Annotated in this window: 21 protein-coding genes and 1 pseudogene; 19 read left to right on the top strand and 3 right to left on the bottom strand. The window is 41.3% G+C overall.

Features of this window, described 5'->3' with window-relative positions; translation table 11 throughout:
- Nucleotides 1-594: 594 nt before the first annotated feature.
- Nucleotides 595-1,083 (top strand): DinB family protein, encoded by a 489-nt coding sequence (locus tag AC0YN4_RS18840; protein ID WP_475836470.1) that lies wholly within the window; start codon nt 595-597, stop codon nt 1,081-1,083.
- A gap of 130 nt (nt 1,084-1,213) precedes the next feature.
- Here the strand turns inward: AC0YN4_RS18840 and AC0YN4_RS18835 are convergent, their stop codons facing one another.
- Nucleotides 1,214-2,140 (bottom strand): VOC family protein, encoded by a 927-nt coding sequence (locus tag AC0YN4_RS18835; protein ID WP_475836469.1) that lies wholly within the window; start codon nt 2,138-2,140, stop codon nt 1,214-1,216.
- Nucleotides 2,141-2,429: 289 nt separating this feature from the next.
- Between AC0YN4_RS18835 and AC0YN4_RS18830 the strand changes: the two genes are divergently transcribed.
- From AC0YN4_RS18830 to AC0YN4_RS18770, 13 genes and pseudogenes are all read left to right on the top strand, one after another.
- The gene (locus AC0YN4_RS18830; protein WP_475836468.1) at nt 2,430-3,299 is read left to right on the top strand and encodes an alpha/beta hydrolase fold domain-containing protein; all 870 of its coding nucleotides are present in this window, start codon (nt 2,430-2,432) and stop codon (nt 3,297-3,299) included.
- Between the two features lie 71 nt (nt 3,300-3,370).
- On the top strand, nt 3,371-4,123 hold the full coding sequence (locus AC0YN4_RS18825) for an SDR family NAD(P)-dependent oxidoreductase (RefSeq protein ID WP_475836467.1): 753 nt from the start codon (nt 3,371-3,373) through the stop codon (nt 4,121-4,123).
- Between the two features lie 243 nt (nt 4,124-4,366).
- Nucleotides 4,367-5,362, top strand: coding sequence for a phosphotransferase (locus AC0YN4_RS18820; protein WP_475836466.1), 996 nt, complete (start codon nt 4,367-4,369; stop codon nt 5,360-5,362).
- Between the two features lie 53 nt (nt 5,363-5,415).
- Nucleotides 5,416-5,748, top strand: a pseudogene (locus tag AC0YN4_RS18815) (immunity protein Imm33 domain-containing protein); the annotation flags it as partial.
- A 534-nt stretch (nt 5,749-6,282) separates the two neighbouring features.
- Nucleotides 6,283-6,648: a DUF2185 domain-containing protein gene (locus tag AC0YN4_RS18810; RefSeq protein WP_475836465.1), complete on the top strand. Its 366-nt coding sequence runs from the start codon at nt 6,283-6,285 to the stop codon at nt 6,646-6,648.
- Nucleotides 6,649-6,805: 157 nt separating this feature from the next.
- Nucleotides 6,806-7,162: a VOC family protein gene (locus AC0YN4_RS18805; protein ID WP_475836464.1), complete on the top strand. Its 357-nt coding sequence runs from the start codon at nt 6,806-6,808 to the stop codon at nt 7,160-7,162.
- Nucleotides 7,163-7,312: 150 nt separating this feature from the next.
- Nucleotides 7,313-7,759 carry a hypothetical protein gene (locus AC0YN4_RS18800; RefSeq protein WP_475836463.1) on the top strand — a complete coding sequence of 149 codons (447 nt, stop codon included), beginning with the start codon at nt 7,313-7,315 and terminating at the stop codon, nt 7,757-7,759.
- A gap of 307 nt (nt 7,760-8,066) precedes the next feature.
- Nucleotides 8,067-8,369: a hypothetical protein gene (locus AC0YN4_RS18795; protein WP_475836462.1), complete on the top strand. Its 303-nt coding sequence runs from the start codon at nt 8,067-8,069 to the stop codon at nt 8,367-8,369.
- A gap of 380 nt (nt 8,370-8,749) precedes the next feature.
- Nucleotides 8,750-9,139, top strand: coding sequence for a hypothetical protein (locus AC0YN4_RS18790; protein WP_475836461.1), 390 nt, complete (start codon nt 8,750-8,752; stop codon nt 9,137-9,139).
- A 221-nt stretch (nt 9,140-9,360) separates the two neighbouring features.
- Nucleotides 9,361-9,771 (top strand): DUF6188 family protein, encoded by a 411-nt coding sequence (locus AC0YN4_RS18785; protein WP_475836460.1) that lies wholly within the window; start codon nt 9,361-9,363, stop codon nt 9,769-9,771.
- Between the two features lie 227 nt (nt 9,772-9,998).
- A complete protein-coding gene (locus tag AC0YN4_RS18780) occupies nt 9,999-10,682 on the top strand; it encodes an SDR family NAD(P)-dependent oxidoreductase (protein ID WP_475836459.1) in 684 nt (227 codons plus the stop codon).
- Between the two features lie 186 nt (nt 10,683-10,868).
- Nucleotides 10,869-11,453: a hypothetical protein gene (locus AC0YN4_RS18775; RefSeq protein ID WP_475836458.1), complete on the top strand. Its 585-nt coding sequence runs from the start codon at nt 10,869-10,871 to the stop codon at nt 11,451-11,453.
- Nucleotides 11,454-11,763: 310 nt separating this feature from the next.
- Nucleotides 11,764-12,708: a helix-turn-helix transcriptional regulator gene (locus tag AC0YN4_RS18770; protein WP_475836457.1), complete on the top strand. Its 945-nt coding sequence runs from the start codon at nt 11,764-11,766 to the stop codon at nt 12,706-12,708.
- 392 nt (nt 12,709-13,100) lie between these two features.
- Here AC0YN4_RS18770 and AC0YN4_RS18765 read toward each other — a convergent pair whose 3' ends face one another.
- On the bottom strand, nt 13,101-14,018 hold the full coding sequence (locus AC0YN4_RS18765; RefSeq protein WP_475836456.1) for a helix-turn-helix transcriptional regulator: 918 nt from the start codon (nt 14,016-14,018) through the stop codon (nt 13,101-13,103).
- Nucleotides 14,019-14,228: 210 nt separating this feature from the next.
- On the opposite strand from AC0YN4_RS18765, the gene AC0YN4_RS18760 reads away from it, so the two are divergent.
- Both AC0YN4_RS18760 and AC0YN4_RS18755 read left to right on the top strand, forming a co-directional pair.
- Nucleotides 14,229-15,185, top strand: a complete 957-nt coding sequence (locus AC0YN4_RS18760) for a sigma-70 family RNA polymerase sigma factor (protein ID WP_091222579.1) — start codon at nt 14,229-14,231, stop codon at nt 15,183-15,185.
- A gap of 65 nt (nt 15,186-15,250) precedes the next feature.
- Nucleotides 15,251-15,676, top strand: coding sequence for an SRPBCC family protein (locus AC0YN4_RS18755; RefSeq protein WP_475836455.1), 426 nt, complete (start codon nt 15,251-15,253; stop codon nt 15,674-15,676).
- A gap of 162 nt (nt 15,677-15,838) precedes the next feature.
- Here the strand turns inward: AC0YN4_RS18755 and AC0YN4_RS18750 are convergent, their stop codons facing one another.
- Nucleotides 15,839-16,234, bottom strand: coding sequence for a YmaF family protein (locus AC0YN4_RS18750; RefSeq protein ID WP_475836454.1), 396 nt, complete (start codon nt 16,232-16,234; stop codon nt 15,839-15,841).
- Between the two features lie 244 nt (nt 16,235-16,478).
- Between AC0YN4_RS18750 and AC0YN4_RS18745 the strand changes: the two genes are divergently transcribed.
- The 3 genes from AC0YN4_RS18745 to AC0YN4_RS18735 all read left to right on the top strand — a co-directional run bounded on the left by AC0YN4_RS18745 (nt 16,479) and on the right by AC0YN4_RS18735 (nt 18,263).
- Nucleotides 16,479-16,667 carry a hypothetical protein gene (locus tag AC0YN4_RS18745; protein WP_091222570.1) on the top strand — a complete coding sequence of 63 codons (189 nt, stop codon included), beginning with the start codon at nt 16,479-16,481 and terminating at the stop codon, nt 16,665-16,667.
- Nucleotides 16,668-16,841: 174 nt separating this feature from the next.
- On the top strand, nt 16,842-17,297 hold the full coding sequence (locus AC0YN4_RS18740) for a hypothetical protein (protein WP_475836453.1): 456 nt from the start codon (nt 16,842-16,844) through the stop codon (nt 17,295-17,297).
- Nucleotides 17,298-17,462: 165 nt separating this feature from the next.
- Complete coding sequence (locus tag AC0YN4_RS18735; RefSeq protein ID WP_475836452.1) at nt 17,463-18,263, top strand: aminoglycoside adenylyltransferase domain-containing protein; 801 nt, start codon at nt 17,463-17,465, stop codon at nt 18,261-18,263.
- Nucleotides 18,264-18,380: the final 117 nt, after the last annotated feature.

The following is an 18,380-nucleotide window of genomic DNA, read 5'->3' as shown; positions in this document are numbered from 1 at the left end:
TAGCCCCACGGGCAGTGACGTTCTACCCCGGCTACCCGTACTAAACCTCTTAAAGACAAAAGAGGTCAACCAGTAAAAACTGGCTGACCTCATAATACGAACGGGCAGTTTGACTGATTAATGTATGTGCAACAATGGAACTGCTAATGAGTCAAACAGGAAGAAGGTCTTCAGTTGTTTCAGGGATTCATAATACTGTTTATCGGTATTTTGCTTTTGGTATCAGCGTATTTTCTTTGGAGGAGAAGCAATGCAGAAACTTTTTGGGTAACAGTTATGGAACTTCTTCATGATATATTTTACGAATATGTTTTTACGAGTTCTCGTTTATGGGCATTAGTTTTGGGGTTGGTCGGTATTGTTATGGCTATCATCGGGGGACTTTCAATTATTTTGTCATTCAACTAAACGGGTACGATAGCTAAACGAACAAGGAGCAGTTTGCCGGCGGCAGCTGCTCCTTGATTCGTTGAAGTAACGGGGAGTATAGTTCCAATAAGTGGTAGTATAGATGACGAGAAGGACTCAATAGTAGGTTCTTTGTTCGACAGAATAGTAGCTTAAATTAAATCGTGAAAGAAGCGGAGGAATATCATGCAAATTATGTTCCGTTACAATTGGTTGGTCAGGGAAGAATGGTACCGGTGGTGTGAGGACGTACCGGAGGAGGAACTGCTTCGTATTCGTACAGGTGGAGTCGGAGGGATTTTACATACTCTTTTTCACATTATCGATGTGGAGTGGAGTTGGATTCGTTCCCTGCAGGGAAAATCGGATTTTCAAGAAAGCTTTGAAAGTTACAGTAGTTTGGAGAAAGTCCGCAACCTGGATGCAGCGTTCCGGCTTGAAGTGCAACCGTTTGTACATTCCTGGGACATAGATATGGAGACTCGCCCATTTTACGATCCCCAACCGGATGGGAAAATGGCCATCGATGCGTGGGGTGAAGTAATGCGTCATATAATCGCACATGAAATCCACCATATTGGCCAACTATCGGTCTGGGCGAGAGATGTTGGCAAAAAGCCTGTGTCAGCTAATGTTATTGGCAAAGATCTCATTAAACCCCAGTTGTTAAGCTAACGGGCATGATAGCTGAACGAAAAAGGAGTAGTTTGCCAGCGGCAGAGCAACGGCCTGCTGGAGAAATCCAGCAGACGTGGTAAAAGCTGCGAAAGCCCCCTTCGATCTATACAGAGAGGGCTTTGAATGATTAGGCTTCGTCGCTCCTTCTCATGCCTCCAAGAATAATGCTGTACCCGTCCGGGTCCGTAATACGCGCATCGAGAAAGTCCCAGCCATCATTTGAGGTTTCAAGCGGTTCCGTTCCGATCGTACCGCCTATGGCTCGTACTTCGTCAACGATAAGTAATACATCCTCCCATGACACATGAACAAAAGTATCCCACGGGAAATCGGGGCCTTCCCATAAACCCTCAACGTCTCTGACTTTTGCGCATTGGGCATTCGGACATACATCGTTAGGAGATGCCGCTTGTTGTAAAATCACTTCCATCACAGGGTACGGTGCCTCCGGATCACCTCGTCTTGCATACCCGGAATCGTTCACCTCGTCACAACCTAGCACTTTTTTGTACCAGTCCAGCGACTTCTTCAAATCGGAAACAAGGCGTACTTGAACCGTTTTTATAAACTTATCTTCCGGCTGCTGCGAAATCGCTTCCTCCGTCTGAGAACGGTTGGCGCTCAAAACAATGTTGTAACCGTCATAATCGGTAATATGCGCTTTCATGTATAGTCGGCCTTCGTACGCGTATTCATAAGGCTCTACTGTAATTTTACCACCTCTGCTGCGTACTTCCTCGATGATATAAGCGAGGTTATTCCAAGCGACCTCAACCAAAGAATCACAACCATACTCCGAGCTTGTCGCTTCCGCTGGTTCATCCGTGCGTTTCTGTGCGACTGCGTTCGGGCGAATATGGTCCGGCGAAGCGGCTGTGCTGACAATGAGCCCCATTCCCCCTCTGTCTCCCCGAGTTGCATGTCCATAGCCGCTGATGTCGTGACATTGCAGCACATTGCGATACCATTCCTGAGACTTTCTGATATCGGATACTAGACGTACAGGGAACGTTAAACCAAATTCTCCTCTTCTGACCGGTTCGTTGGAAGTCAAAATAACAACTCCTCTGCTACAAATATTGGTGATACCATCTTCGCCTGATAGGCTCACAACAAATATATCATATGAACTTTAACCAAACTATTCCTTTATTGCTATAATTAGCAGGTTCTATATTAATGTTCAAGTGGGAGGCTGTCCTTGTTCAGCCAGGGGCAGGAATGACGGCAGTAGCATCGGCAGCCTGTTCCGCTAACGGGCAGGATAGTGTAATCACTTTGTACTTTGCGAATACCTTAAAGTTAAGCATTAATGAGGCAAGGTTCGGAAGGAGACAAAGAAGATGAAAGAAACAAAGATTTTTAAACAAGTGAATAATTGTTCTATTAACGCTGACATCTATTACCAAGGGAGAAATTCGCCTGTCATTATTTACATTCATGGTGGTGGCTTAATTGCTGGAACTAGAGCTTGGATGTCTTTAGAACAAATTGAGTATTTTTGTCAGGCTGGATTTAGTGTTGTGAATATTGATCACCGACTGGCTCCTGAAACAAAATTGGAATCGATTGTAGAAGATATTAGAGATGCATTTGAATGGGCTCGAACCAAAGCAACGGAATGGTATGATTTTGATACAAATAACATTGCTCTATTTGGTAAAGCCTCTGGTGGTTATCTAAGCTTGTTAATAGGCACTATGGACATTAAACCAAAAGCGATAGTTTCTTGTTTTGGACATGATATTCTAGGGGAATGGGCGACGAAACCGAGTGAACATTTCCGCCAACAATATGAAATCGTTGATAAGCAAAGCGCCTATCAATTCATAGGGGAAAAAGAAATAACGAATGGTCAGTGGGAAGAACGGGGCAATTTATTATTTTATTGTTTTCAGCAAGGTGTTTGGGTTAATGAAGTGACCGGATTCGATCCGGCTAATGATTATAATAAATTAATACAATATAGCCCTATTCATAATATCACTGCGGAGTATCCGCCTACGTTATTTCTACATGGAGATAAAGATAAAATAACGCCATATGAGCAATCGGTGATGATGTATAAGAAGCTTCAAGAACATGGAGTATATACTGAGTTGATAACGATTGAAGGAGCGGATCATGATTTTGATCGAAATTTTCATGATCCGATGGTTCAAAGTGCATTTCAAAATGTTGTTGATTTTTTAAGAACACATTTATGCAAGTAATTCTCAGAAATGGCGCGGAGGATCAGCTGCCGTTTTTGCCAATTCAATAAACTTCATTGTGAGGGATAAACATGAAAGACTTATTGGGAAAAGTCATATTAATTACAGGCGCCACCTCAGGCATTGGGCGTGCGACTGCCGAATTACTTGCATTAAAAGGAGCCAAAGTTGTCGTTAACTTTCGTTCAGACGAGAATCGCGCGGTGGAAGTCGTTAACCATATTCGGGAAATAGGCGGGGAGGCATTGTCCGTACAGGCCGATGTTACCCAAAAAGAACAAGTCGATAAGATGGTTGAGCAAGTCATTTCAACCTTCGGGAAGATAGATGTTTTAGTCAATAATGCTGCAGGGGGTATACGTCAAAGTACTTTTATGGATGCCAGCGAAAAATTATGGGAAGAAAATTATAAATTGAATATCATTAGCGTCCTTTTGTGTTCACAAGCAGTATTAAAGCACATGATTCCAAAAGAGAAAGGTAAGATAATAAATATTTCTTCAACGGCAGCCCGTTACGGTGGCGCGGGAGAAAGTATTCATTATGCTTCTGCCAAAGGAGCATTAAATACGATGACAATCGGAATGTCCCGAGAATTAATAGAATACGGAATCATTGTTAACGGAGTTGCGCCAGGTTTGGTCGATACGCCGTTTCATCAAAAATTCGCGCCAGAAGACGATAGAATTGCCCGAATGTCTACTTCCATACCCATTACACGAGTAGCACAGCCCATTGAGATCGCGGAATGTATAAGTTTTCTTTCATCAGATGCCTCGAATTACATATTAGGAGAAATCATAAATGTTAGTGGTGGTCGATGAGTCATTATTGGCTTAAATATTGAGCATCTTCAGGGAATGTCTTAAAATATCCGAACAGAAAGTGGAGTACCCTAAAAAGAAGCCTATTACGCTAACGGGTACGTTAGTTGAAAAGACAATGGAGCAGTTTGCCGGCGGCAGCTGCTCCTTGTTTCGTTGAATATTCCCTAAATTTTCTCATTGTGATACCCTGTTGGGAGTATCTGGTTTGAAAATGAATGGATATAGGATTGGGGGATAATTATGCAAGAAAGAATTGATATGATCGTTCGTAATTACTTTGAGGATTCTGCATACCATATCGATCCGGTACCATTCGGTCTGACTAACTTAACGAAAATTTTAACAATAAATGACCAAAAGTATGTCATTCGAATCTACAACCGTCATACTAAAAGTGTAGAAAGCATTAAATTTGAAGATCAACTAACATTGTATTTGAGTAAACAGAATCTTTCATTTGTCGTGCCCGTATTTTTAAATACGAATGAGGACGAACAATACGTGCACTTGTCCGATGGAACATTATGTGCGATCGTTTCGTTTGTTGAAGGGGCAGTTCCGGAGATATCTAGTGTTAATCAAGCCACAGAGTTTGGTTCTGTTGTAGGTGAAATCAGCTTAGCACTTAATCAATGTGCAGCAGAGTTAATATTTGAAGGCGTTCCCTTCACAGAAATTTATGGACTGCATCCATTAGCCGATTATGATGCTGTTGCATCTTTTATCAAGGCTCCACCCTTTGAAATTCCTCAAACAGCACTTAACTTTTATAAAGATATGATCGGCTTTGTGGAACAACATAAAAATGAATGGATAGAATTGCCGAAGCAATTAGTTCATCATGATGTATTAATCTACAACTTACTCGCAAAAGAGAACAAAATAAATGGTGTATTGGATTTTGATTTTACCTCACTTGATATTAGCTTTATGGAGTTTACTATTTCTCTTAATCACATCATACATTTGACAAACGGATCATGGGATATGACGGAAGCATTTATCAGAGGCTACTCTAAATTTCGAAAATGTACATATCGAGAAATGAATCAACTGGAGATGTTGACTCGAATTTACCATATTGCTGTACTTCATATTTACATCGGTCAGCATTATTCTGGAAATAATGTCGAGCAGAACTTTAATTACATTCTAAGTCAATTTCAAACAAGGAATGAATGGCTGAAAAAACATCTTTCTTCAATTAATGAACTGATTGAAGATTACTTAATTTGATCCATTTGTTCAACTAACGGGCACGATAGTGAAGGTGAGGTGCAATTAGTAGAATGATTGAATCCCAACAAAGTATTTGTCTTAAATACGGTGCTGAATTTCTTGAAAGCGGTCTTAATGAAAAGCTGGGAATTGCTCTTAATGTGAGAGATAAATTAGTCCCTATTAATGGACTAAGGCATAATCCTGAAAATGGAACATGTGGGTGGTATATCTGGGCTGGCGAGGGATTTTCAGAAGAGCCTGACTTCTTTGTCCCCATACATGTAAGGCATATAGATGAGTGGAATCCAGAATTAAAAAAATATCTTGGATTGGGACCAGGTTGGAGATTTCTTATTACGAACGATTATGAGGATGTATGGTTTGACCAGTCATTATTGGATTGACTGATTAAGCTCCCTCGAAATGATTCAGTTTCCTCACTCAGACTCATGAATTCGCAGGATTTCATTCTGTAGATGTTTAAAGAAGTGGATGAAGGAGAAGCCGGTAGCTGGGGGATGGGGAATTGGGCATGCGGGAATAGAGGTGAATTTTGTACCACCCATATTGTTCCATGTGTGCACGTCTCCACATCGCCATAGCGATTCTCGCTCCCTCCCATTCACATCTAACTACGGAGTGGAGGTCGGTCTTGTCGGGTGACAAGAACATTATCTCATTAAAAGCCGCGAATATCGCGGCTTTTTGTATTTATGGGATCAAGTTCTTGTCAAAACCAAATGACAAGAACTTGATCCCATTACCGAAATTGACAAGAACTTGATCTCATTACCGCGAAAAGCTAGAAATCGCATTGATGAGTTAACAATCCAGAAATAACCGACTGCACTTCGTTGAACTAACGGGCAGGATAGCGCGAATGGCTTCGCAAATATTTCAGGACGGAAACATAGTGCATAAGAGGGGGAACATGAATGTTAGGGTTTAAAAAAAAGAAAAAATATAAAATACCTGGAGAAAAGATACGGAAGTTGATTGATTCTAATGAGGGATGTATCGCAACGGACAGGATTACCGTAGATGGATGCAAAGTTGGTTTCATGTACAGAGAAGTACCGTCACCAGATAATCCAGACAGTGGTTGGCGCTTTATGGCAGGAGATGAGGACGATGATTATATGAATAATCCTGAGAATCATGCTGTTTACCAAGTAAACACGATATGTAATTATGATTCTGAAATTATACAATTTCTTGATGCTTCACCGGGAGCCGCTTTTATCAGAGATAAAACAGGTAGGCTGGTATTAGACGAGGAATGGGAAAATCCAGAAGAATGAACTAACGGGACACGATAGTTTCATGATACGACGGCAGCCGGCCAAACGATAGGTTGCCGTTTTTCATTGAAGTAACGGGCAGATTAGTGGAGGAATTTCCCTTTCCTTAGTCGAATACGACTTATGTCAAATTCCAATAAGAAGGGCTGGGTTAGATATGAGTATTATTCTAAATAAAGCTGGCGCGATATTTATACCTGTAAGTAACATAATCAGTGCACGTGCGTGGTACTGTTCCATTCTTAATCTGGAACCCAACTATGAAATAATCGCAGGTCATTTATGCTGTATACCGTTCGATAATAATGGATTAAACCTTGTTCTCGACAGCCGAATATACAACGAGGAATCCCTCTACAAAAACCCCTCATTCCATTTCAATACTGACGACATACATAAGGCATATGACTACTTAAAAGAACGGAATGTTGAACTTGTGACCGAAATAGAGCATGGACAGTGGATTAACTTTAAAGACCCTGATGGGAACGTATTGATGATTTGTCATTGTTAGAGTAACAATCGTCTATTGCGCTAACTTGGAACGATAGCACGATGAAGAACAGGCCGTCTATTGTCGGCGACCTCTTGAGCTAACGGGCAGATTAATTTCAGACTGAACTGGTAAAATAAATATAACTTGGTTGGAAATGAGGACTGAATATTGGTGGATAAGGTGGAGAAAAAGCTCACGGAAGATATTCGAAAAAAATTAGCATTGTCTTTATTTAATATGGGCTTTAAACGAACTAAGCCTACATTTTACACGAAACTACATCAAGACAGAATTGATTTTGTTCATTTGCACAAATTCACGTTTGGTCCTAAATTTAGGGTTCATATAGGAACCAGGCTCTTATTAGATTCGTTTGATGCAATAGCCTTAAATGGAATAGATAGTGACTCATTTAGAAACAAGTATAATTTTAGTTTTGAATCAACTGAAGAATCGGTGAGTCAATGTGTTAGTGAAATGACTCGATTTATTCAAATTGAAGGTACGAATTGGTTTAATCATTCTAAGGCATTAAGTAAATTAGATTCGTTAGAAAACAATTCAGAATTAGTTAGTAATAGTTACAAACTTCTGGGTATCAAAAAACAAAACTAATCTCAACTTGTGCTATGCGATGTATCACATGGAATCGAACGTCAGTATGTCGTTGAACTAACGGGAACGATAGTTCAACAACAACACCAGGCAGCTGGCAGGAATAGGTAGCTTATTACGCAAATGGGTAGTAATGCGGTTACGATATTGTGGTATCTGAAACAGCTTAAAGTAATAAAAAAAAGGGGATGCCTTTTATTAAACAATGAAATCAAAAAAAATATATATTATTTTCATGTTAGTGATTTTCATTTTTACTTCATTTATTGTTTTTATCTACAATTATTACTCGAATTTTAACTTTAGAATGAAGATGGATTTAATTACGACCACCGAGTCTGAAAGTAAAATTAAAGACAAGAATGGGAATGCACTAATATTGCCCAATAAAACAATTTTTCAATTTCAAAGTGGTGAAAGAGAAATTGTATATTATTGCAATCAAACAGAAGATAGAATAAAAAAATTCTATGAAGTAATATCGGAATCGTTTGAAGAAAAAGACAAAAACAATTTTCAATTTAAATACATACAAACCTTATATGAAATACATCTTTCTAAAATGGATGGTTGGAGTGGAAATCGAATTCATATAACATTAATAGAATAATTTTGTATTACACCACCCGAGGCATTTCTGATTACGCTAACGGGCACTATAGCTCAATAAACATCAACGAGGCTGCCGGCAAATAAATCCGGCAACCTTCTTTGCACTAACGGGCAGGATAATACAGGAAATTCAAGAATAACCTATACAACAGGACAACTGATACCGTAGTAGACCAACAAAAATACGAAAGCAGCAGTCAATTAAACGGCTGCTTTTAGGTTTGTTCTGCAAACGGGCAGTTTAGTTCCAATTTGTGGTATTATGTAGACTTTAAACAATAAGGGGGGCTTGCAATTCGTTTTGCTATTTTCTTACTACTTTGTTGTCTAATAAGTGGATGTAGTGGCGTTAAGCAGACGGATGTCAGAACCAACTCGATGATTTATGATTTTACTGAACCCTCAAAGTTCCCATTTGAAATAAATGAGGTTCACACAGAAATTGAAATTGATAACCTTCACCAATTTGTTTTTCATTATAAAAATAAGCAGACTGATCAAGAATTAAAATACATTTTGAGCAAGGTTATCATTGGTGAACCTGATACGTTATCGGATAGGGAAAAAATGCAGTCTTTACAGCTCGAAAACGGGATGCATGCCTATTATAGAGAAGATGGAGAAAGTCAATCGATATGGTGGGAAAGTGAGAATGGTTTTAAAGCTCGCTTTGTGTATTACATTAACAGCAACGGCCATCTGGAGCCATTAGGCGAAAACAAACTAACTCAAAATGAACTAATAAATTTAGTTAATCAAGTTGAGTAGCAAGTTGGAAATGATGATTCGGCATTCAACTAACGGAGAACGTTAGTTCAATCATTACACGACGGCGGCCGGCCAGACAATCGGCTGCCGTTTTTCATTGAAGTAACGGGCAGGATTGTTTAATTTACTGCGCGAATACCTCAAATATAGAAAGTCCACGAAGTCCCTAATATGACGTTAGATGAAATGGCCGAACAACTTGAAAGATCGAAGGTGAATTTGTGAAAAGAGACAAAAGTCTGATAGATTTTTCACCAATTTTAGGACAAAAGATTACTGAGATAAACCGAATGTTTCCAATACTAATTCTCAATGAAGGACACTTGACTATTGAGTGCCCTTGGAGATTAAGGAAGGGAAACAGAGTAATTGTGGGACAACCAGAAACAGAAATAGAAGACAAGAAGGATCAGGCATTTATAGAATTGGAAAACATACTCATAGGTAATACAATAAAAACCATAATACATTTCGAAGATATTTCAGATCTTATTGTGGAATTTGACGGGGAAGTGTTTCTCGATTTATTTCATGACAGCTCATGGTATGAGGGGTGGCAACTTCAAGGTCCAGGACAATTTTGTGTTGTATCAACGCCAGGTGGAGGCTACTCGTATTGGAAAGAAGATTAGACCTGATTACGCATCGGACCATTCAGCCCCTACCAAGGGGTCCGAAGGTGCAGGTTCATGCGGACATACCTGCGAGAGATGGCAACAATCATTAAGCTAACGGGTACGATAGCTCGGACAATAGAAAGGCAACCGATCGGAGGATCTGTTGCCTTTCTATATTTAAAGGGCAGGATACATTGGTGGTACCTCGAATATACAGTGAAATCGAATTATTTAAATAAGAGGTGGATAAAGTGAAATGTTTTATTCTAACAGGTGCTTCACATGGAGTAGGTGAAGCCATCGGCAAAAAACTATTATCAGAAAATCATCATCTTATATGTATCTCTAGACAAAAGAATGAAGCACTTATTACTTTAGCAAATTCTAAGCAGACGATTTTGGATTATTTCGAATTTGATTTGAATCATGTTGCGGACATTGATAGATTAATGAAAAACATCTTTGAGAAGATAAGTCCTGACATTGCTTCATTATACCTAATTAATAATGCAGCAATTTACTTTAATCAACCTATAGCAGAAACAGATCCAGGTTTGTTAGCTCAGTTGATGAATATTAATTTGGTTTCACCCATGATTTTAACTTCAAGTTTCATAAAGCATTCTAAGCAATTATATGTTGAAAAAAGAATTTTGAATGTTTCGTCCGGATCATCATTCAATTTGACCTCAGGTGGAAGTTGTTATTCAACATCCAAAGCCGGTTTAGAAACTTTCACAAAAAGCATTGGAATCGAAGAAACTAATGTCAAAATTATGGCTGTTCGACCAGGTATGGTCGATACAGAGATGCATGCTACTACAGCAAATAAGAAGATTCTAAAAACACCTGAATATGCTGCTGATCGAATACTTACTTTCCTAATGGATCGTTTTGAACACGGGAAGACGGTAAAAGCATGGTAAGCATCAACTAACTGGGAACGATAGCTCAATGACACTAAGCTGCCGGAATGAACGGTAGCCTGTTCTGCTAACGGGCAGGATAGTTTCATGACTTCACGAATACTTCAATTATGTAGATCACGTGATTTTAGGTTATCTGGTAGGTGAGATCCCCTAAAACAATTTATTAAGGCTTGGAGGATTGTTATGTTTAACATAAAAGAAAAAACATTCTGGAGTTGGTTTCAAGAAAACGAAAGCTCACTTATTAATGATATTTTACTCCAGGATCAATTAGTCGAGAGATTACATGAATACTGTGAAATGCTTTCATATGAAATTGGTCAACTAAGTGAAAAAGAATACGAGTTTGTAGTTTCAGCAGGCGGTAATACGGATTATTTCAATAAAGTAGAAAAGTTAGTAAAACATTCTCCATACATTAAGAACTGGTTAATAACTGCCTTTAAACAACCCAAAAGTAGAGAATTCAAAATTAATCAACACAGTATTGAAATTAGTACAGATGATTTATGGTTTGAACCATTAGAAAATAAGAAACAGCCGAATAATTTTGGTCTAATGATATTTATTAATGGGTATTCAAGTTTCAAGCGTATAGAATATAGGGAAATGATAGAGTTAATTTTGCAAACCATTCTCGGAGAAGAAAGTTTTGCGAAGAATATTAAATATATTGAAATGGAGCCATTACCAAATGATTTTGAAAAGTACATATCAATAAAGGATTTGCCTGAATATATAGATTGGAAGAAAAGTAGAATACAATGATTTTTGAGAATATCCATGAGTCCAGGACACTTCACCTAATACCGTATCCGCGCTGTGGTCCTGGCGGCTCCTCGGTCTGCCCGAGGAATTTCGAGTATCAGATTCGTCCTTCATTGAGCTAACGGGCACGATAGTTGAACGAACCAAGGAGTAGGGAAGGATCATCCCTCGTGTTCGACTCTTGCTCCTAGCTACCTGATATTTACGACAAGCTTGCCCGTTAACTTAATGAATAAAGGAGCAGCTGCCGCCGGCAAGGTGACAGAACATGTCATTGAATTATTTAAACATTGCTAAGAAGGTGGTCAGGATGTCCAAGTCCAAAAGATTGATGGAAATGATGATGACCGTTAACCGGAAGCGGCGGTTCAAAGTTCAGGAGCTTGCCGACGAATTCGGTGTCTCCAAACGCACGATTCTAAGGGATTTGCAGGAGCTTAGCGAGCTGGGGGTACCGCTCTACTCGGAAGTAGGGCCGCATGGGGGGTATCAGGTTGTAAGGGAGCGGGTGCTGCCTCCGATCGCTTTCACGGAGGAAGAGGCCGTGGCGATGTTCTTTGCGGTGCATGCCCTGCGCCATTACTCCTCGTTGCCGTTCGAAGCGGAATCCGCCTCGGCGCTGAGCAAGTTCTACCTTCATATGCCCGGGGACGTCCGGGATCGGATCGACGGCATGAAAAACCGGGTCGACTTCATTACACCGACAAGGCGGGGAGACGCGCCCTGCTTGGCCACTCTTCTTGACGCTGCCGTACACCGGAAGGTACTCTCAGTCAAATACGAGTCGAAGGAAGAAGGGGAGAGCAGTCGCCGGATTCAGCCGGTCTGTATTTACGCGAACAACGGTTTTTGGTATTGTACGGCTTATTGTTTCCTGCGCCAGGGTTTGCGCGTGTTCAGATGCGACCGAATTGGCGAGGCGGCTTATGACGAATCCGGCACGGCGCCGCTCGATCTGGGCGATGTAAGCCTTAGCCGTCGTGCGTCAGCGGAGCCGAGAGAGCCGATACGCCTTCGCGCGGAGCTGAGCAGAGCCGGTGTCCAGCGGTGCGAATCCGAATTGTGGCTCGCTCCTCTGCTCCGCGTGCGCGAAGACGGAAGCGGGACAATCGATAATAAAGTGTCGCGTGGAGACATTTCTTTTTACACGGATTTCTTCATCGGACTAGGAAATGAAGCTGAATTGGAAGAACCGGCAGAATTAAAGGACTCGATTCGGCGGAGGCTCTCGGAGATGTTGGCTCGCTGTCAATGAACGGTTTTTCCCCATTCAGCCTTTTTTCCAACGAAAAACTGACACCTGCAAGGAGCAGGTGTCAGTTCACATCACGGCCTCTTCTTTTATTGGCTACTGATGCCGGCGATAAACTCCACACTCTTTATCTCCGAATAAAGTTTTTATAATTTCCGCTTTTGAAAGAAAGCCAGCAACGAAATCATATGAAACAGAGGTAGCTTAGGCGTCTTCTGTTCAATCCGATAATACTTCCAAGCATGTTTATCGATTTTTTTAAGCTCCCAATTTCTTAGTCTAGTCTGTTCTTCATAAAAAAAAGAATGATCTAACAACTAAATCACTTCCCTTTAAAATAAATGGTGATCGATCGAACGGTTTTATTATAAAAAAAGAAGTATGACAGCATAGTGTCACACTTCTTCATAGCGATTTAACATTTTCCCAATTTTATCTTTTATCTTTTGCCTGAGTGATTGAGGTTCAAGTACAACTGCGTCCTCGCCAAAACTGAGCAATTTCTCAATTAGCCAATCTGTGTCAATTGCCTTAACAATTGTTAACAACAGAGAACCGTCTTCATTAAACTGCTTCTCATCCAAATAAAATTCATCCAACACAGTTGCAAGCGAACCAGCAGTGAAATGAATGACGGCATATTCGGTTTGCTCCTGATTCTTGCCGCCGCCGGATAAAATATCCTCGGTGTGGATATTATGATGCCGCTCGAACAATTCCGGTAAGACAGCAAGCTTCGACATTCTCGTTAATTTGAACACCCGATAATCGTCCCTGGAGCGGCAGTAGCCATACAAATACCAGGCGTCGTATTTTAGCAGAAGACTGACGGGCTCGACTATGCGATCCTGACGTTCGTCCTTGGCATTCATATAATGAAAGTGGACAAGCTGGCGGGCATTAATGGCAGAGTGCAGCGTACGGAGATGGGAAGTATAGGATCTCCAACTGCCGAGATCCATCGTCAGGCTCGGAGCTCTGCTGTTCTCAGTCTGAACGGTCTTCAGTCGTTGTATCGTATCATGTGCCCGCACATCTTCAAATACGGTTGTCGTGGACTTGAGCAAGGTAATTAAGGAGGCAATATCGTCGGAGCTGAGTAGGCTTTTATCCATCTTGTATTCCTTCATGATTCCATACCCACCGTTTACGCCTTGGTAGGAGACAACAGGAATGCCCGCCGCACAGATCGCCTCAATGTCCCTGTAAATTGTTCTTTGCGAAACACCGTACTTGCACGACAATTCAGATGCAGATACCACATCATTATTAAGCAGCATATAGATAATTGATATTAATCTCTCTAACTTCAAGGAAGTCACCACCTTTAGTATTGCACTGTTATGATAGTAGTGTACATTGATAGTTCTTATTTAACAAACTGGATGTAACTAAAGGAATGCTAAGGTTGCCGTTTTCTCAACTAACGACAGGCGGCGTAGCCGTTTCGCCTTGTGGCTGCCGGATGATTCGAATATGATGGATGGAGGACGTTTCAAGTAGATCGACCTTAGGAGGCGAAGATGAACGAAGCCGCTTTTGATATGAAGTTATTTGAGAGCTACAAGCCGGGGTTAACCTCGTATTGTTATCGAATGTTGGGATCCATTGATGATGCGGACGATGCTGTACAGGAAACCTATATTCGGGCATGGCAGAGCTGGGATCGTTTCAGACAGGACTCATCTATTAAAACATGGATCTACCGCATAGCGTCGAACTTATGCCTGGACAAGCTGAGGCAAGCGAAGCGCCGTACACTTCCCGTTGACCTGTCCGATCCGGCAGTCAAGATTGTCGAACCGAACGAAACGCTGCCAGATTCGTCCTGGATTTGGCCCTCACCTGAATTCGGAGAAAATCCGGAAGATGCTCTCGTTCGCAAGGATACCCTTCAGTTCTGCTTTATCGCACTCTTGCAAACCTTGCCGCCTCGTCAACGCGCGGTTCTTATTCTGAGGGATGTCTTTGAATGGTCTTCGAAACAAATTGCGGAAACATTGGGAATGTCGCCGGCAGCGGCGAACAGCGCCTTGCAACGCGCCAGGGAGACGATGGACCGAACGCGGCTTCGCTCCGACGAATTTAGCAAGATGGATGTCAATCCCGACCAAAATCTTCTCTCGCGGTATGTGGAAGCGTTTGAGCAATTCGATATCCAAGCGCTTGTGTCGTTGTTCCATGAGGAAGGTTGTATGTCCATGCCGCCTTTCGCCATGTGGATAAGCGGGCAAGAAGATTTGTCCGCGTTTTTTGCGCTTACGCGCTGGCATTGCGAGGGGTCCAAATTTTTGCCAACTACAGTGAATGGTGGTTATCCCGCTCTGGCGCAGTATGTGCCAGGTAAGGAGGCATCCGTCCTGGTGCCTTGGGGCATTCACGTGATTGAAGAGAAAGATAATCGGATCTTCCATGTTCAAAATTTCATAAATGCAAAATTATTTTCCCGATTAGGGCTTCCGGAACAAATAGACCGATGAATTCGGAGATTGGCGTTCGTCTATATTAGTGAGAACAAAATTCCCGTAAAGAGGTGTCCTTCACAATGGAAACAAGCAATCCAACAAAAGTAACCGTAGAGACCGTCGTTCAAGCCCCTGTAGCAAAAGTATGGAGCTATTGGACCGAGCCTGACCACATTACGAAGTGGAATCAACCTTCCGAGGAATGGCATGCGCCAAGAGCGGAGAACGACTTGCGGGCCGGAGGCGAATTCCTGACAAGGATGGAAGCGAAGGATGGCAGCATGGGTTTTGATTTTAGCGGAATTTACGACGAAGTGAAGCTGCATGAGACGATTGCCTACACATTGGGAGACGGACGGAAAGTGGATATTGCGTTCGTCGATCAAGGCGAGGCCACTAAGGTCGTTGAAATCTTCGACCCGGAGAGCACTCACCCCGTTGAATTCCAACAGGCGGGCTGGCAAGCGATTATGGATAGTTTCAAACGTTATACGGAAGCATCATAATAATAATCGAGGCGCCTATTAAGGCGCCTTTTTCAACAGGATAAATCAAAACTCTGAAGCAGCTGGCTAGAATGCTCGGCTGCTTTTTCGTTACAGGATAGGGAGATGCAAAAAAAGCCGTGCTTCGCGGCTTTTCTAGTTGAGGTAATGAACCTGTAATGCTTACATGCTACTGACGTCTACGCCTGTTTGCCCGTTGTAGCCATGAGAATGCGGGTTGCGGCCATCGACCGTCGTAAAGCCTTCAAACTGATGGTAGTGTCCCCCGTTAGGAAGGGGAACCGCTGGACCTGTAGTTCCTTGTAACGTATGGGTGTGGCCTTGGCTAACAAACGTGACTGTATTATAGCTGTGAACATGAGGGACACCGGTAGGAGAGGGAGCGGTCCAATTCACGTATTGGTGCGAGTGTCCGTCGTTCACAGTGGTCATCCCGGACAACGAATGAATATGAACTTGACGAGGACTGCCGTCCCATGAAGTGATAAAGAGCTTGTGGGCGTGAAGAGAATCATCTTCACCGGAATCGAAAATGAAACCGCTAATTGGAATTTTCATGGAGGATCTCCTTTCATGAGTTTGGTTTCTCGGGATAGTGTATGGTTGTTTCATTGAGGAGTGAAACGGCATTCGCCTATACTCGATGAGCACTTTAGACCCGCAGAATAATGTAGCGAAACATTAAGTAGTTGGCAACGTATTGAGTTATACCTACATCTTTTGTAAAGTCGTTGTATGAGGCGAAACTGTCACAGCAGTAAAGCTTTGGAATGAAATTAAGAAGCGGAGTGATTATTTGAAAATGAAAGATGACGGTAATGGTTCTTTCATAGGCCTTGGAATTGCTTTAGGTGCCGCTTTTGGTTCCGCTTTTGGTGTCGCATTTGGAGCAGTATTCGGTAATGTAGGTCTTGGAATTGTATATGGAACTTCATTTGGAATTGTAGTCGGATTAGCAGTCGGTATTTTTAGAAATAACAAAAACAAGTGAAAACGCTCGATTACGTTAACGGAGAACGATAGTTCAATATAAATACTATGCTGAAGCTGCCGGTAAGATCGGCGGCTTTATCACGTTAACGGGCAGGATTGCGCAATGTTTTCGCGAATATTTCAAGATGAATTTGCTAAAGTCGATATACTAAAGAACTTGGAGAAAAATCTCATGAAATATTTTCTTTTTCCATATTTAAAGTACAAAGAAGTAAATGTATATATTGATGGTCAGAATCAATTGTATTTAGTGTCAACAGGTAAATCTAAAAAGTATGGTGTAGCGGAGATAGATTATATCAATAAATTAGAATCCGGATTCACGGATAATGACCTTAAAGAAAAGTTAATGGATTCATTTTCCAAGTGTTATTCCATTGAATCTACGGATACAAAGGCAAATGAAACAGTCATGGGTAGATTAATGGGGTACAAATCTTATACACGAGCAGTAAAGGGTTTGAAATTAGTAGGTATATCATGGAGTTATAGAAAGGGATATAAAATTGTTCTAACTGAAAAGATACAAGGACAAGGTTTTGTTCAACTAATTATAGAATCCAATGATGAAACACTTGTCAGATCTGTAAGAGAGGGAATTGAGCTGGCATGTATCTCAAGCGAATGAAGTACGACTATGCTGGTTGGAGTCATTGAGCTAACGGAGAACGATAGTTGAACGTAAATTGGAGCAGTTTGCCGGCGGCAACTGCTCCTTTGTTTCATTGAAGTAACGGGCAGTTTAATTCAATCAATCTGTTTGAAGTTACTATTAACAAAAGGGGATAGACTAATGAATGGTAATATCAAACCAACAGTCTATGAAGATGTAAACGAGGTCCTTAATTATTTCCTAACGAATATTCAGAGCATTACAGCAGAAAATTTTGTTGGCATGTATGTGATTGGCTCACTTGCACTTGGAGATTTCAACCCAGTTAGCAGTGATATTGACTTTGTCATTGTGACTGATATTGATATTGGCGATACTCTCTTCAAAAGATTGAAAGATATACATGCTGAGTTTGCTTCCAGTAGTTCGCCCTGGGCTAATAAGATAGATGCGGTATACATTACTTTAGAAGCCTTTCGTAATGACAACTCGCCCTCAATACAGTATCCTCAAGTAGAACATGGGACTGAGTTATTCAAAAACTCTCTTGAAGATGGCTGGATCTTTCAGACATACACATTACGTGAAAATGGGATTGTCGTTTTTGGTACTGAACCATGCTCCTTTATTAACCCTATTGACCCTAAAGATATGATACCTTCAGTAAAGGCTATTGCAGGATTGTGGCTCGAATGTGCCCAACGCGATTCTTCTTGGCAGGAATGGGTTAGAATTAGGAAATGGCAGGTTTTTGTTATACAAACTCTTTGCCGAATGCTTTACTCACTGCATACGGGTTCAGTAGCCTCAAAGCCTCTAGCTATAAATTGGGCTCGACACGAACTGGGCAAGCCTTGGGATTCGCTGATTACGCGTTCTTTATCATCGAAAGACGAGAATAGTAATATTACAAAGCGTGATATGGACGAAACAATTGATTTTATTCGATACACAGTTGAGAATGCTAAAGTAAATTGGTAATTACGCTAACGGGACACGATAGTTCAAAGAATCATGGAGCAATTTGCTATTCGCAGATGCTCCATTTTCTATTGCCGCTTTAATCTGACACGCCTGGTTGCCGCAGCTGACTGGTCA

It is taken from the genome of Paenibacillus sp. J22R3, from assembly GCF_056269305.1.
Note: the sequence above shows the minus strand (reverse complement) of the source record. Positions and strands in the feature narration are given on the sequence as shown.

What these genes read in the sequence shown, in the direction of transcription:
- AC0YN4_RS18840 (WP_475836470.1), top strand. Translation starts at nt 595, where the DNA reads ATGCAAATTATGTTCCGTTACAATTGGTTGGTCAGGGAAGAATGGTAC.
- AC0YN4_RS18830 (WP_475836468.1), top strand. Translation starts at nt 2,430, where the DNA reads ATGAAAGAAACAAAGATTTTTAAACAAGTGAATAATTGTTCTATTAAC.
- AC0YN4_RS18825 (WP_475836467.1), top strand. Translation starts at nt 3,371, where the DNA reads ATGAAAGACTTATTGGGAAAAGTCATATTAATTACAGGCGCCACCTCA.
- AC0YN4_RS18820 (WP_475836466.1), top strand. Translation starts at nt 4,367, where the DNA reads ATGCAAGAAAGAATTGATATGATCGTTCGTAATTACTTTGAGGATTCT.
- AC0YN4_RS18810 (WP_475836465.1), top strand. Translation starts at nt 6,283, where the DNA reads ATGTTAGGGTTTAAAAAAAAGAAAAAATATAAAATACCTGGAGAAAAG.
- AC0YN4_RS18805 (WP_475836464.1), top strand. Translation starts at nt 6,806, where the DNA reads ATGAGTATTATTCTAAATAAAGCTGGCGCGATATTTATACCTGTAAGT.
- AC0YN4_RS18795 (WP_475836462.1), top strand. Translation starts at nt 8,067, where the DNA reads ATGAAGATGGATTTAATTACGACCACCGAGTCTGAAAGTAAAATTAAA.
- AC0YN4_RS18790 (WP_475836461.1), top strand. Translation starts at nt 8,750, where the DNA reads ATGATTTATGATTTTACTGAACCCTCAAAGTTCCCATTTGAAATAAAT.
- AC0YN4_RS18775 (WP_475836458.1), top strand. Translation starts at nt 10,869, where the DNA reads ATGTTTAACATAAAAGAAAAAACATTCTGGAGTTGGTTTCAAGAAAAC.
- AC0YN4_RS18770 (WP_475836457.1), top strand. Translation starts at nt 11,764, where the DNA reads ATGTCCAAGTCCAAAAGATTGATGGAAATGATGATGACCGTTAACCGG.
- AC0YN4_RS18760 (WP_091222579.1), top strand. Translation starts at nt 14,229, where the DNA reads ATGAACGAAGCCGCTTTTGATATGAAGTTATTTGAGAGCTACAAGCCG.
- AC0YN4_RS18755 (WP_475836455.1), top strand. Translation starts at nt 15,251, where the DNA reads ATGGAAACAAGCAATCCAACAAAAGTAACCGTAGAGACCGTCGTTCAA.
- AC0YN4_RS18750 (WP_475836454.1), bottom strand. Translation starts at nt 16,234, where the DNA reads ATGAAAATTCCAATTAGCGGTTTCATTTTCGATTCCGGTGAAGATGAT.
- AC0YN4_RS18745 (WP_091222570.1), top strand. Translation starts at nt 16,479, where the DNA reads ATGAAAGATGACGGTAATGGTTCTTTCATAGGCCTTGGAATTGCTTTA.
- AC0YN4_RS18740 (WP_475836453.1), top strand. Translation starts at nt 16,842, where the DNA reads ATGAAATATTTTCTTTTTCCATATTTAAAGTACAAAGAAGTAAATGTA.
- AC0YN4_RS18735 (WP_475836452.1), top strand. Translation starts at nt 17,463, where the DNA reads ATGAATGGTAATATCAAACCAACAGTCTATGAAGATGTAAACGAGGTC.